This is a genomic window from Streptomyces sp. NPDC007189 (assembly GCF_040703635.1).
In the GTDB taxonomy this organism is placed as follows: Bacteria; Actinomycetota; Actinomycetes; order Streptomycetales; family Streptomycetaceae; genus Streptomyces.
Genome location: NZ_JBEYEY010000015.1, coordinates 26,479 through 39,224 on the forward strand (window position 1 = coordinate 26,479; position 12,746 = coordinate 39,224).

Consider the following 12,746-nt stretch of genomic DNA (forward strand, 5'->3'; position numbering starts at 1 on the left):
CCTCTCCGAGGCGTGGCGGCGCCCCGAACACGCTTGACGAGACTGACGGTCTCGGTAACACTTTAACGAGACCGGCGTTCTCGACAAGCTCTCCGGAGAAGGGCGCCGGGATCCGGTGATCCGCTTCGATTCCTGGGGGAGCCCTCTCATGAGCACTGCGAACAGCTCTGTGCACCACCTCGCCGGACAGCGCGTCGTCGTGATGGGCGGCAGCTCCGGCATCGGTGAGGCCGCCGCCGCGTTCTTCACGGCGGACGGCGCGGAAGTGATCATCACCGGCCGCGACCAGGGCCGCCTCGACGCCGCGGCGGACCGGATCGGCGGCAAGGTCTCGGCGTACCGGCTGGACGGCGCGGACCGCGCCGCGGTGGACGCCTTCTTCACGCAGTCCGGGCCCGTCGATCACCTGGTCGTCGCGCTCAGCGGCGCCAAGGGCGGCGGCCCCTTCGCCCAACTGGACCTCGCCGAGCTGGCGGAGGGCTTCGACGCCAAGTTCTGGCCGCACGTCCAGGTGCTCCAGGCCGCCCTGCCGGCGCTGCGCCGCGACGGATCGGTGACCCTGGTGACCGCCGCCTCCGCCCGCGCCGCCCTGCCCGGCACGGCGGGCCTCGCCGCGATCAACGGCGCGCTGGAGGCGATGGTCCCGCCGCTCGCGGTGGAACTGGCGCCGCTGCGGGTCAACGCCGTCTCCCCCGGCGTCGTCGACACCCCCTGGTGGAACGGCGTCCCGGCCGAACAGCGCCAGTCCCTCTTCGACGGCTTCGCGGCCATCACCCCGGTCGGCCGCGTCGGCCGCCCCGAGGACATCGCCCGCGCGATCCACATGCTCGCGACGAACGGCTTCATGACAGGCGTGGTCCTGGAGGCCACGGGCGGGGCAACCCTGGCGACGGGCCGCTGACGGGCACCGGGCGGGGGCGCTGATCGACGCCGAGCCGCGGACGGGGGCGCGCCTTGGGACCGTACCGCGACGAGCGCTGATCGACGCCAAGCCGCGGAGGGGAGCGCGCCCTGGGACCGTACCGCGACGAGCGCTGAGCGGCGCCAAGCCACCGGAACGGGGCCACGCCTTGGGACCGTACCGCAACGAGCGCTGAGCGAGGCCAAGCCGCCAAACGGAGGCACACGCCCTGGGACCGTACCGCGACGAGCGCTGAGCGACGCCAAGCCGCGGAGGGGGCGGGCTGGGGACCGTACGGCGGCGAGGGGCGGCTCGGTACCCGTCACACGGGCTCCGCGCCCAGGACCCGCCACGCAGGCGCTCCCACCCGGCCCGCCAGGCCGGTGAGCGCCCAACACGCGGGAGAGGCCCCGGAAATCCCGGCCGCCCGGGCCCGCGCCCAGGGCCGCCATGCAGGCGCTCCCGCCCAGGCCCGCCAGGCTGGTGCACGCCCAACACGCGGGAGATGCCCCGGAAATCCCGGCCGACCGGGCCCAGCACGCCCGCTGAACGAGCCGACTAGGCGCCCGCGCCCCCGTCACCCGGCGGCCGGGCACGCGCCCCGAACCCGTCGGGCGGTTGCGCGCCCGGCATGCGTCAGGCGCCCTCGCCCCCATCCCCGCCAGGCGGGCCCGCGGCCCCGGCTCAGTACGCCCAGTCCCGCTCCAGGTCCAGCCCCTCTTTCCGTCGCTGTGTGAACGAGAACCAGTTGCCGGAGTCGTCGCGGAACAAGGCTTCCGTGCCGTAGGGGCGCTCCTGGGGTTCCTGGAGGAACTCGACCCCGCGCTCCTTGAGCTTCTTGTAGTCCCCGTGGATGTCGTCCGTCACGAGCACGCCGGCGCCCAGCGCGCCCTTCGCGACGAGCTTCTTCAGCATCTCGGCGGACTCGGGGTCCATCGCCGGCGGCCCCGGCACCATGAGGGTCAGCTCCACGTCGGGCTGGCCGGGGGCGCCGACGGTCAGCCAGCGCGCGCCGCCCTCGCCCATGGTCATGTCCGTACGGACCTCGAGGCCGAGTTTCCCGGTGTAGAAGTCCTTGGCCCGGTCCTGGTCGAGGACCCAGACGGTGGTGATGGCAAGCCCCTTGATCATGGTTCGGCCCTTCTGCCGGTGGTGCTGACGGCGCTGGTGGTGCCGTCCGCGCTGGCGGTGCCGTCCGCGCCGGCGGACAGCCCTTCGCCACCGTAGGCAGGGCCGGGCCCGGAGCGCTTCTCCGATCTTGCGGTGCTGAATCCGCCGGCCCAGAGCATGGCGTAGCACCCGGGTATCAGGGCGGCGCCGCGCCCCACGTGCCGTGCGCGGTACTCGCTGGGGGTGAGTCCGGTGCGGGCCTTGAAGCGGGCGGAGAACGTGCCGAGGCTGCTGAAGCCGACCAGGGTGCAGATCTCGGTCACGGTGAGGTCGGCGCTGCGCAGCATCTCCTCGGCCCGCTCGATCCGCCGGTGGGTCAGATACCGGCCCGGCGTCTCGCCGTAGACGTCCTTGAAGGCGCGCAGGAAGTGGAACCGCGAGTACCCGGCGCGGGCCGCCACGGCGTCCAGGTCGAGACCGGGGTCCGCCCAGTCCCGGTCCATGGCGTCCTTGGCCAGACGCATACGGCGCAGCTTGTCCATGCAGCCGATGGTGGCACGGGGCACTGACAACGGCGCCGGCCGGCGGGAACGCCATGAAAGGAAGAAGACCCCGGGGCGGACACCGACCGGGGTCTTCGTCTCAGACGAGCCTCACACGGGCTCGGCGACCTGCACCGGAGCCACGTCCTCGCCGCTCTCCGCCGACGGCTTGCCGGTCCGCAGCGGAACCTCCTTCACGAACAGCGCCGCGACGAGCACGATCACCGCGATCACCGCGCCCAGCAGGAACGCCGAGTGCGTGCCGGAGGACACCGCGTGCTGGTAGGCCTCCCGCGCCACGGCGGGCAGCTTGGCCAGGCTCTTCGCGTCCAGCTGCGCGGACTTCTCGGTGACACCCTTGCCCAGGGCGCCGGCCCGCTCGGCCATCACGTGCTTGACGCGGTCGTTGAACAGCGCGCCCATGATGGCCACGCCGAAGGAGGAGCCGAGCGTACGGAACAGGGTGGTGGACGAGGACGCGACGCCCATGTCCTTCATCTCCACGCTGTTCTGCGCGACCAGCATGGTGATCTGCATCAGGCAGCCCATGCCCAGGCCCAGCACGGCCATGTAGACGCCGGAGGTCAGCCGGGTCGTGTCCGTGTCCATCAGCGACAGCAGATACAGCCCGACGATCATCAGGGCACCGCCGACGATCGGGAAGACCTTGTAGCGGCCGCTGTTGGTGGTGACCCGGCCCGCGACCATCGAGGTCACGAGCATCGCGCCGAGCATCGGCAGGAGCAGCAGACCGGAGTTGGTCGCCGAGGCGCCCTGCACCGACTGCTGGTACAGCGGCAGGTAGAGCGTGGCGCCGAACATCACGAAGCCGGTGATGAAGCCGATGAGGGACATCAGGGTGAAGTTGCGGCTCTTGAACATGTGCAGCGGCAGAACGGGCTCGACGGCCTTGGTCTGCCACCACACGAAGCCGATCAGGGCGACGACGCCGAGGGCGATCAGCTCCATGATCCGCGCGGAGGTCCAGGCGTACTCGGTGCCGCCCCAGGTGGTGACCAGCACGATCGCGGTGATGCCGACGGTCAGCAGCGCGACGCCCAGGTAGTCGATGCGCGCCTGCGACCGCTTCCTGGGCAGGTGCAGCACGGCGCTGACCAGCGCCAGGGCGACGGCGCCGAGCGGCAGGTTGATGTAGAAGGACCAGCGCCAGCCCCAGTTGTCGGTGATGGTGCCGCCGACCAGCGGGCCGCCGATCATCGCCAGCGCCATCACGCCGGCCATCATGCCGGTGTACTTGCCGCGCTCCCGCGGCGGTATCAGGTCGCCGATGATCGCCATGACGCCGACCATCAGACCGCCGGCGCCGAGGCCCTGCACGGCCCGGAAGCCGATCAGCTGGTCCATGTTCTGGGCCATGCCGCTGAGCGCCGAGCCGATCAGGAACAGCACGATCGAGCTGAGGAAGGCGCCCTTGCGCCCGTACATGTCGCCGATCTTGCCCCAGATCGGGGTCGAGGCCGCGGTGGCCAGGGTGTAGCCGGTGACCACCCAGGACAGGTGCTCCAGGCCGCCCAGCTCGCCCACGATCGTCGGCATCGCCGTGCCCACGATCATGTTGTCCAGCATCGCGAGCATCATCGCGATCATGAGCGCGAGCAGGACCACCCGCACGCTTCTGGGCGGTTTACCCTCCGTGACGTTTTCTACTGTGTCCGCCATCTCTTCTCACTCCCCCTGCAGCAGCTACTTACTTGCCGCCCGGCTAGTTCATTACACTGGGAAGGTAGCCCCGTAACTAGCCGGGCGTCAAGTAAGTTTCCGCGGAAGCGCGAGGAGTACGAGGATGGGCGGCACCATGGACGGCACCAAGCAACAGCGCCGCGGCAACACCCGCCAGCGCATCCAGGACATCGCGCTCGAACTCTTCGCGGAGCAGGGCTACGAGAAGACCTCTCTGCGCGAGATCGCCGAGCATCTCGACGTGACGAAGGCGGCCCTGTACTACCACTTCAAGACGAAGGAAGAGATCATCGTCAGCGTCTTCGAGGACCTGACGCAGCCGATCGAGGACCTGATCGAGTGGGGCCGCAGCCAGCCGCACAACCTGGAGACTAAGCAGGAGATCGTACGGCGCTACAGCGCGGCCCTGGCCGCCGCCGAGCCGCTGTTCCGCTTCATGCAGGAGAACCAGGCGACGGTACGGGAACTGCGCATCGGCGACACCTTCAAGGACCGGATGCGCGGTCTGCGGGACATCCTCATCGACCCGGAGGCCGACCTCGTCGACCAGGTGCGCTCGGTCAGCGCGATGTTCACCCTGCACGCCGGGATGTTCGTGATGCACGACCTGGAACGCGACCCCGAGAAGGTGCGGGAGGCCGTTCTCGAGGTCGCCATGGACCTGGTCACCCAGGCACACGAACACGCCCGCGGCAAGGGGTAGGCCGGCGTCCGGCGGCGCTCGCGGCCACGCCCGCGCCGAAATGTGACGCACGCCTCTGGTCACCTACCGTGCAGTAACCCTACGGTTCCCCTCGCGCCACTCGCACCTCAGATCATGCCCCTGACATTTCAGGACGCGTACGGATCGCGCGTACGGACGTGAGAGGACCCCCACCGATGACCAGACGCCCCTGGGCGCCCCGCATCTGCGCAACCGCCGTCTCCGTGGCCGCTCTGGCCGCCCTGGCCGCCCCGGCCCAGGCGGCGGACGGCACGGCACCGGCCACGAGCACCTCCACGAAGGTCGACTACGCCACCTGGCAGAAGGACTGCCAGACGGTGATGGACCAGGCCCTGCCGTACCTGAAGGAACGCATCGCCGAGGCCGGGCCGGGCGAGAAGCAGGCGATCGTCTTCGACATCGACAACACCACGCTGGAGACCGACTTCGGCTTCAGCTACCCGCAGCCGGCCAACAAGCCCGTCCTGAACGTGGCGCGCTACGCCCAGGAGCACGGCGTCTCGCTGTTCTTCGTCACCGCCCGGCCGGGCATCATCTACCTGCCCACCGAGTACAACCTCGAACACGACGGCTACGACGTCTCCGGCCTCTACGTCCGCGGCCTGTTCGACCTGTTCAAGGACGTCGCCGCCTACAAGACCGCCCAGCGCGTCGACATCGAGAACCACGGCTACACGATCATCGCGAACATCGGCAACAGCGCCACCGACCTTTCCGGCGGCCACGCGGAGAAGACCTTCAAACTCCCGGACTACGACGGCCAGTTGTCGTAGGCGCCCGTTAGGCTCCATCCGTTCGCGCAACTCACGGGGTGGCGGATGGAGCCCGCGGTACTCGGCGGCAAACTGGCGTCCACCCTGGTCGGCCCACTGGTCAGGCCCGAACGTCCGCACCGTCCGGCTGTACCCGAGGCAGCAGTCCGTCTCCTGCGACGCAGCCACCTACGCGCACCAGTTCCCGGACGCCGACGTCGTCGTACCGTCCTCTCGTCCCTACGCCTTCTGAGGAGCCGCCGCATACACACCGAAAGGGGCCGGCGCCCGAAGGCACCGGCCCCTTTGGGGGTTCGGCTCTCGCCGGGAGGCTTACGCCTCCTTGCTCAGGTTCGGTCCGGCGCCGCCGGCCGCCTGCTCGATCGGCGGGACGTCGGGCAGCGCCGACTTCTCCTCACCGCGGAAGGTGAACTTCTGGGCCTCGCCCTCGCCCTCGGTGTCCACGACCACGATGTGACCGGGGCGCAGCTCGCCGAAGAGGATCTTCTCCGACAGCGTGTCCTCGACCTCGCGCTGGATCGTGCGGCGCAGCGGCCGGGCGCCCAGCACCGGGTCGTAACCCTTCTTGGCCAGCAGCTCCTTGGCGGACTGGGAGAGCTCGATGCCCATGTCCCGGTCCTTCAGGCGCTCGTCCACCTTGCTGATCATCAGGTCGACGATCCGCAGGATGTCGGACTGGGTCAGCTGCGGGAAGACCACCACGTCGTCGACGCGGTTGAGGAACTCGGGGCGGAAGTGCTGCTTGAGCTCGTCCGACACCTTGTTCTTCATGCGCTCGTAGTTGGTCTTCGTGTCACCCGCGGCGGCGAAGCCGAGGTTGAAGCCCTTGGAGATGTCCCGGGTGCCGAGGTTGGTCGTCATGATGATGACCGTGTTCTTGAAGTCCACGACCCGGCCCTGGGAGTCGGTCAGGCGACCGTCCTCCAGGATCTGCAGCAGCGAGTTGAAGATGTCCGGGTGGGCCTTCTCGACCTCGTCGAACAGGACGACGGAGAACGGCTTGCGGCGCACCTTCTCGGTCAGCTGGCCGCCCTCTTCGTAGCCCACGTAGCCGGGGGGCGAACCGAAGAGACGCGAGACCGTGTGCTTCTCGCTGAACTCCGACATGTCGAGGGAGATCAGCGCGTCCTCGTCACCGAAGAGGAACTCCGCGAGCGCCTTGGACAGCTCGGTCTTACCGACACCGGACGGGCCGGCGAAGATGAACGAACCACCCGGACGCTTCGGGTCCTTCAGGCCCGCACGCGTACGGCGGATCGCCTTCGACAGCGCCTTGACGGCGTCGACCTGGCCGATGACCCGCTTGTGCAGCTCCTCCTCCATGCGGAGCAGGCGGCTGGACTCCTCCTCGGTCAGCTTGAAGACCGGGATGCCGGTGGCCGTGGCGAGGACCTCGGCGATCAGCTCGCCGTCGACCTCGGCGACGACGTCCATGTCGCCGGCCTTCCACTCCTTCTCCCGCTTGGCCTTGGCGGCCAGGAGCTGCTTCTCCTTGTCGCGCAGGGAGGCGGCCTTCTCGAAGTCCTGCGAGTCGATCGCGGACTCCTTGTCCCGGCGGACGGCGGCGATCTTCTCGTCGAATTCACGCAGGTCCGGCGGAGCGGTCATCCGGCGGATGCGCATCCGCGAGCCGGCCTCGTCGATCAGGTCGATCGCCTTGTCCGGCAGGAAGCGGTCGGAGATGTAGCGGTCGGCCAGGGTGGCCGCCTGGACCAGGGCCTCGTCCGTGATGGAGACGCGGTGGTGCGCCTCGTAGCGGTCGCGCAGGCCCTTGAGGATCTCGATCGTGTGCGGCAGGGACGGCTCGGCGACCTGGATGGGCTGGAAGCGGCGCTCCAGGGCCGCGTCCTTCTCCAGGTGCTTGCGGTACTCGTCCAGCGTCGTGGCACCGATGGTCTGCAGCTCGCCGCGGGCCAGCATCGGCTTCAGGATGGAAGCCGCGTCGATGGCGCCCTCGGCGGCACCCGCACCGACCAGCGTGTGCAGCTCGTCGATGAACAGGATGATGTCGCCGCGGGTGCGGATCTCCTTGAGCACCTTCTTCAGGCGCTCCTCGAAGTCACCGCGGTAGCGGGAGCCGGCGACCAGGGCGCCGAGGTCCAGCGTGTAGAGGTGCTTGTCCTTCAGCGTCTCGGGCACCTCGCCCTTGACGATGGCCTGGGCGAGGCCCTCGACGACGGCGGTCTTGCCGACGCCGGGCTCACCGATCAGCACCGGGTTGTTCTTGGTACGGCGGGACAGCACCTGCATGACCCGCTCGATCTCCTTCTCGCGCCCGATGACCGGGTCGAGCTTGGACTCACGGGCGGCCTGGGTGAGGTTCCGGCCGAACTGGTCCAGGACGAGAGAGGTCGAGGGGGTGCCCTCGGCCGGGCCGCCGGCGGTGGCGGTCTCCTTGCCCTGGTAGCCGGAGAGCAGCTGGATGACCTGCTGCCGCACCCGGTTGAGGTCTGCGCCCAGCTTGACCAGGACCTGGGCGGCGACGCCCTCGCCCTCGCGGATCAGGCCGAGCAGGATGTGCTCCGTGCCGATGTAGTTGTGGCCCAGCTGAAGAGCCTCTCGGAGCGACAGCTCCAGGACCTTCTTGGCACGGGGGGTGAAGGGGATGTGCCCGGACGGGGCCTGCTGGCCCTGGCCGATGATCTCCTCCACCTGCTGGCGGACCGCCTCAAGCGAAATGCCGAGGCTCTCCAGGGCCTTAGCGGCGACACCTTCACCCTCGTGGATGAGACCCAGGAGGATGTGCTCGGTGCCGATGTAGTTGTGGTTGAGCATCCGGGCTTCTTCCTGAGCCAGGACGACAACCCGCCGCGCGCGGTCGGTGAACCTCTCGAACATCGTTAATCGCTCCTCAGAGCGGTCAGGCAGTGGGGGGAACTTCCCCTCCCTGTCCTTCCGCAGCTTAGTCCCGCAAGCGGGGACCGCTCATTCCAACTGCCGACACCGTCGATGGCCTCCTGACCGTGTGCGCCGACATCTGCTCCAACCCGATGGTGCGAGACGATGTTCCCGCAGGCCAGGCAGTTACCCCACTCGCCACTACGCCGATGGCGAACGTGAGACGGCCTCTCCTGCGCGTCGCCCCCTCCCACTAGGCATGTCTTACCCGCAGCCACTGACACTCCATGCGGCGCGCACCGGTTCCCTCCGCTATGGGCGAACAACCTTGCGCCTCCCCGTACCCCCGCACGCCCCCATTTCCAGCACAGCGTGCAATCAAGAGGGCACCCAGCGTAACTTGCCGGCCGATTCGGCGGTTGCACTTGGCATGGTCGGCTCGGTCCCCACAGCCTCAACGGTCCCCCTTCCCCGACGCCCTCTCGATCCGGACGCACCCGGCGCCTTTGATCCCGCCGCCGGCCCCGTGGCCCGGGCCCGGCACTGGTACGAGAACGATCTGGGCTGGGCGACGGTGCCCGGACGGCCGCTGCGGCTGGTCACCGGGGTGCGGTTCGACGTCCTGGACGTGCCGGCCGAGGCGGGCGCGGCAGCGCTCCGGCATCTCGCGCCGGACTCTCCGGTGGCCCTCAAGGGCGACCGGATGCGGCTGCTGGTGGCCGCGGGCAGCGCGGAGGAGCTGCCGGGCCTGCTGGACTGGCTGGAGTGGAGCGCCGTCACCCTCGACCTGCGGGCCCTGGGCGAGGGCGGGGCGATGGAGGCGCCGGCCCCGCCGGAAGCCGCTCGTGCCGCTCGTCCGTGGGCGGAAACCTTGCAGGGGGCCGCCGTGTGGATGCGGCCCCCTGGGGCTGGAGGCGAGGTCGAGGCCTCGCTGCCGGCGCTGCCGGCCATGGGGCGCGGACAGGGCGCCCCCGATCTCGTACGGCTGCTGGACACGGTGGCAGCGCAGTGCCACCGGATCCGGCTGCGGCGCCCGCGCACCGGGCCGCCGGCCGCCTGCCGGCGGGATCAGCCGTTGGCCTTCTCGTAGGCCTCGCGAATGGACGCGGGAACACGACCGCGGTCGTTGACCTCGTAACCGTTCTCCTTCGCCCAGGCGCGGATCGCCGCGGTGTCCTGGTTGCCACCGGAAGCGGCACGGGCCTTTCCGCGCCCGCCCGACGCACGGCCACCGGTACGACGACCGCCCTTCACATAGGGGTCGAGAAGGCTGCGCAGCTTGTCCGCATTGGCGGTCGTGAGATCGATCTCGTACGTCTTGCCGTCCAGCGCGAACGTCACGGTCTCGTCCGCCTCGCCGCCGTCGAGGTCGTCGACAAGAAGGACCTGAACCTTCTGTGCCACCGGATTTCCTTTCATCGATAACGTTGAGGAGCAGGGGGTGTGCGGCGTCCGCCGTTTCGCCGCCCCTGTTATATGCAGTACTGCAGTACGTCGGAAAGCAAACCGCTTTTGCCGGAAAAACACAAACCCCTGGGAGAGCACCGGTAGAGGACCGGCGGGCCGCCCCCGCCCGGAAACATACGCGTTTCGGACATAGGGCACCGGGCAATGACGATCACAGATGCAGAAGCATCCGGCTGTTGCCCAAGGTGTTCGGTTTCACTCGTTCGAGACCCAGGAACTCCGCGACGCCCTCGTCATAGGAACGCAACAGCTCCGCGTACACATCGGTGTCGACCGGTGTCTCCCCGATCTCCACGAAGCCGTGCTTGCCGAAGAAGTCCACTTCGAAGGTCAGGCAGAAAACGCGGCGAACACCGAGCCAGCGCGCGGTCTGCAGCAACTTCTCCAGCAACTGATGGCCGACGCCGGCGCCCTTGAGGCCGGGCTTCACCGCGAGAGTGCGGACTTCCGCGAGGTCCTCCCACATGACGTGCAGCGCGCCGCAGCCGACCACCTCGGCGTTGTCGTCGCGTTCCGCGACCCAGAACTCCTGGATGTCCTCGTAAAGCGTGACCGTGGCTTTGTCGAGCAGGATGCGGTCGCGGACGTAGGCGTCGAGGAGGCGGCGTACGGCCGGGACGTCGCCGGTCCGGGCACGCCGGACGGTGATGGCCCTTGCGGTGACTTCGGGACGCTCTGCAGACATGGGCGGACGCTATCGCCCGTCGGCGCCCCGTGCCGAGTCGGGGTTCTCCTCACCGGGCTCGGGGTTCTCCTGGCCGCGATCGCGGATGGCATCCGCGATTTCCGGTCCCTGAACGATGCGTACGGCGTCCCTGAGGGCCTGACGCTGTTCGTCGCTCATCATCCCGAAGAAGGCGACGAGAGCGGCGGCCGGGTTGTCGCTCTGCGACCAGGCGTCGTTCATGAGGGCGGCGGCGTAGGCGGCTCGCGTCGAGACGGCCTCATATCGATAGGCACGTCCTTCAGCCTCGCGGCGCACCCAGCCCTTCTGATGGAGATTGTCCAAAACGGTCATCACGGTGGTGTACGCGATGGAGCGTTCCTGCTGGAGGTCTTCCAGGACTTCTCGAACGGTCACCGGGCGGTTCCACTTCCACACCCGCGTCATGACCGCGTCTTCGAGTTCTCCCAATGGGCGAGGCACAACTCAGAACAATAGTGGGAGAACCGGTCCACGGCGTGCCGGACGTGCGCCCAACCCGTGAATGCGAACAAAAAGGGCGTACGGCTCAGGGGTGCGCGGAGAGGGGGACGGGAACCGGTCGGGCCCGGACCCCGTTTACCGGCCGGGTCAGGCGTCGCCGCCGGCGGAGGCCTGTCGCGCGCTCTCCGCGCGCGCGAGGGCGGCGTCGACGGCCGCGTCCTCCTTGGCCTTGGCGGCCCCGCCCTGGGTCTTCACGATCACCCTGACCACACCGATGAAGAACACGGCCATCACGACCGGGGGCACGAGCGCGGAGACGTAGTCCATGCCCACCAGAGTAGCCACGGCGCACCGGGCGAAAGGTACGGGGGGCGCAAACCCCGCGCGGGGTGCCGCTCTGACCGAAGAAGGCCCCCAGAACGCCCCGCACCCGCCGACGGCGAGCCCGCCCCACCAGGGCACCACCCACACCCGCCGACACCGAGACTCGCCCCCGCCAGGGCGACCACCCGCGCCCGCCGACGACGAGCCTCACCCCTACCTGGCACCACCCGCACCCGACGACGAGCCTCGCCCCCACCAGGGCACCACCCGGACCCGACGACGACGAGCCCGCCCCACTGGGGCCACCCGCACCCGACGACGCCGAGCCCGCCCCACCGGGGCACCACCCGCACCCGCCGACGGCGAACCCGCCCCACCGGGGCCACCCGCACCCGACGACGATTCCCGCACGGTGGTGCGGGTGGGAACCAGGACCCGGCCGGAGGCCGGGTGCCCCCCGACGCACCCGCACCCGAAGACGCACCGCCCACCCAAGACGGCGAACCCCCCGCAGGCCCCGGTGTAGGTCAGCCCGCCGCCAGCTGGCGGGGTTCGGCGGGGGCCGCCGGGGGCGTGGGCTTGCGGCGCGGGAAGACCTCCCCCGGCGTCGGAATGGGCCGCTTCGGCGCCGCAGGCTCCGTGCCCGGCCGCTCCCCGGGCGCCGGCGCGGGCTTCGGCGCCGGCTGCTTCTGCGGAGGCCTCTGGGCCGGCTGCTGCGGCTCTCCGGCCTGTTCCGCGGCCTGCCGGACCCCGGGCACTCCCCCACCGCCCGGAAGGGCCGTCAGGCGGGTCCTGGAGGGCGGTACGGCGGGCGCCGGCACCTTGCGCGCACCCTGCGCGAACCGGGCGCGTACGTCCTGCTCGGCCAGCGACTGGCAGCGGTCCAGCAGCGCGGCCGCCACCGGGTTCCCGCGCAGCGCCCGCAGCGCCGCGAGATCGTCCGGCGTCGGCCGGTGCCCGGCCGCCAGTGCCTCCTCCAGGAGGGCGAGATAGCCGGCGGCGGTGCCCGGCAGGGCGGCCCGGTACCGGCCGAGGTCGGCCACCAGGAATGCGCGCAGTCTCGCTCCCTCGCGCATGGCCTCGTCGAGCGCCTCGGCGAGCCGGAAGCAGTCCTGGACGTCCTCGGCGGACGTCTGGCCGGGGTGAAGGGCGAGGGCGAGGGCGCGGCGGAGCACATGGAGCTCCTCCACGCCGAACGCCATGCCGCCGCGGGATCCGT

General features: G+C 70.0%; 13 protein-coding genes. 4 read left to right on the forward strand and 9 right to left on the reverse strand.

The window, feature by feature from the left end:
- The first annotated feature begins 148 nt into the window (after positions 1-148).
- Positions 149-901 carry an SDR family oxidoreductase gene (locus tag AB0950_RS27710; RefSeq protein ID WP_360153832.1) on the forward strand — a complete coding sequence of 251 codons (753 nt, stop codon included), beginning with the start codon at positions 149-151 and terminating at the stop codon, positions 899-901.
- A 684-nt stretch (positions 902-1,585) separates the two neighbouring features.
- Here AB0950_RS27710 and AB0950_RS27715 read toward each other — a convergent pair.
- The 3 genes from AB0950_RS27715 to AB0950_RS27725 form a co-directional block, all read right to left on the reverse strand.
- Positions 1,586-2,032, reverse strand: a complete 447-nt coding sequence (locus tag AB0950_RS27715) for a VOC family protein (protein WP_360575045.1) — start codon at positions 2,030-2,032, stop codon at positions 1,586-1,588.
- On the reverse strand, positions 2,029-2,553 hold the full coding sequence (locus AB0950_RS27720) for an AraC family transcriptional regulator (RefSeq protein WP_360153838.1): 525 nt from the start codon (positions 2,551-2,553) through the stop codon (positions 2,029-2,031). Before AB0950_RS27720 ends, AB0950_RS27715 begins: the two co-directional genes overlap by 4 nt.
- Positions 2,554-2,664: 111 nt before the next feature.
- Complete coding sequence (locus AB0950_RS27725; RefSeq protein ID WP_360153841.1) at positions 2,665-4,233, reverse strand: MDR family MFS transporter; 1,569 nt, start codon at positions 4,231-4,233, stop codon at positions 2,665-2,667.
- A 124-nt stretch (positions 4,234-4,357) separates the two neighbouring features.
- Here AB0950_RS27725 and AB0950_RS27730 point away from each other — a divergent pair, with 124 nt between their 5' ends.
- Positions 4,358-4,957 (forward strand): TetR/AcrR family transcriptional regulator, encoded by a 600-nt coding sequence (locus AB0950_RS27730; RefSeq protein ID WP_360153844.1) that lies wholly within the window; start codon positions 4,358-4,360, stop codon positions 4,955-4,957.
- A gap of 176 nt (positions 4,958-5,133) precedes the next feature.
- A complete protein-coding gene (locus AB0950_RS27735) occupies positions 5,134-5,751 on the forward strand; it encodes an HAD family acid phosphatase (protein ID WP_360153847.1) in 618 nt (205 codons plus the stop codon).
- A 312-nt stretch (positions 5,752-6,063) separates the two neighbouring features.
- On the opposite strand, the gene AB0950_RS27740 is transcribed toward AB0950_RS27735, so the two are convergent.
- Positions 6,064-8,589 (reverse strand): ATP-dependent Clp protease ATP-binding subunit, encoded by a 2,526-nt coding sequence (locus AB0950_RS27740; protein WP_360153850.1) that lies wholly within the window; start codon positions 8,587-8,589, stop codon positions 6,064-6,066.
- A gap of 430 nt (positions 8,590-9,019) precedes the next feature.
- Here AB0950_RS27740 and AB0950_RS27745 point away from each other — a divergent pair, with 430 nt between their 5' ends.
- A complete protein-coding gene (locus tag AB0950_RS27745; protein WP_366779641.1) occupies positions 9,020-9,679 on the forward strand; it encodes an SCO3374 family protein in 660 nt (219 codons plus the stop codon).
- Here the strand turns inward: AB0950_RS27745 and AB0950_RS27750 are convergent.
- The 5 genes from AB0950_RS27750 to AB0950_RS27770 all read right to left on the reverse strand — a co-directional run bounded on the left by AB0950_RS27750 (position 9,658) and on the right by AB0950_RS27770 (position 12,729).
- Positions 9,658-9,993, reverse strand: a complete 336-nt coding sequence (locus AB0950_RS27750) for an Lsr2 family protein (RefSeq protein ID WP_059251614.1) — start codon at positions 9,991-9,993, stop codon at positions 9,658-9,660. The two genes, AB0950_RS27745 and AB0950_RS27750, sit on opposite strands and share 22 nt — an antisense overlap.
- Before the next feature lie 214 nt (positions 9,994-10,207).
- A complete protein-coding gene (locus AB0950_RS27755; RefSeq protein WP_360153859.1) occupies positions 10,208-10,741 on the reverse strand; it encodes an amino-acid N-acetyltransferase in 534 nt (177 codons plus the stop codon).
- 9 nt (positions 10,742-10,750) lie between these two features.
- Entirely contained in the window at positions 10,751-11,191 is a 441-nt protein-coding gene (locus AB0950_RS27760; protein ID WP_360153862.1) for a BlaI/MecI/CopY family transcriptional regulator, read from the reverse strand.
- A 159-nt stretch (positions 11,192-11,350) separates the two neighbouring features.
- Positions 11,351-11,530, reverse strand: coding sequence for a hypothetical protein (locus AB0950_RS27765; protein ID WP_023547678.1), 180 nt, complete (start codon positions 11,528-11,530; stop codon positions 11,351-11,353).
- A 524-nt stretch (positions 11,531-12,054) separates the two neighbouring features.
- Positions 12,055-12,729 carry a hypothetical protein gene (locus AB0950_RS27770; protein WP_360154531.1) on the reverse strand — a complete coding sequence of 225 codons (675 nt, stop codon included), beginning with the start codon at positions 12,727-12,729 and terminating at the stop codon, positions 12,055-12,057.
- Positions 12,730-12,746 lie beyond the last annotated feature (17 nt).

Bases quoted from the DNA above. Each gene is read 5' to 3' on its own strand.
- AB0950_RS27745 (WP_366779641.1), top strand. From the start codon at position 9,020: ATGGTCGGCTCGGTCCCCACAGCCTCAACGGTCCCCCTTCCCCGACGC.
- AB0950_RS27755 (WP_360153859.1), bottom strand. From the start codon at position 10,741: ATGTCTGCAGAGCGTCCCGAAGTCACCGCAAGGGCCATCACCGTCCGG.
- AB0950_RS27710 (WP_360153832.1), top strand. From the start codon at position 149: ATGAGCACTGCGAACAGCTCTGTGCACCACCTCGCCGGACAGCGCGTC.
- AB0950_RS27770 (WP_360154531.1), bottom strand. From the start codon at position 12,729: ATGGCGTTCGGCGTGGAGGAGCTCCATGTGCTCCGCCGCGCCCTCGCC.
- AB0950_RS27715 (WP_360575045.1), bottom strand. From the start codon at position 2,032: ATGATCAAGGGGCTTGCCATCACCACCGTCTGGGTCCTCGACCAGGAC.
- AB0950_RS27720 (WP_360153838.1), bottom strand. From the start codon at position 2,553: ATGGACAAGCTGCGCCGTATGCGTCTGGCCAAGGACGCCATGGACCGG.
- AB0950_RS27765 (WP_023547678.1), bottom strand. From the start codon at position 11,530: ATGGACTACGTCTCCGCGCTCGTGCCCCCGGTCGTGATGGCCGTGTTC.
- AB0950_RS27735 (WP_360153847.1), top strand. From the start codon at position 5,134: ATGACCAGACGCCCCTGGGCGCCCCGCATCTGCGCAACCGCCGTCTCC.
- AB0950_RS27730 (WP_360153844.1), top strand. From the start codon at position 4,358: ATGGGCGGCACCATGGACGGCACCAAGCAACAGCGCCGCGGCAACACC.
- AB0950_RS27740 (WP_360153850.1), bottom strand. From the start codon at position 8,589: ATGTTCGAGAGGTTCACCGACCGCGCGCGGCGGGTTGTCGTCCTGGCT.
- AB0950_RS27725 (WP_360153841.1), bottom strand. From the start codon at position 4,233: ATGGCGGACACAGTAGAAAACGTCACGGAGGGTAAACCGCCCAGAAGC.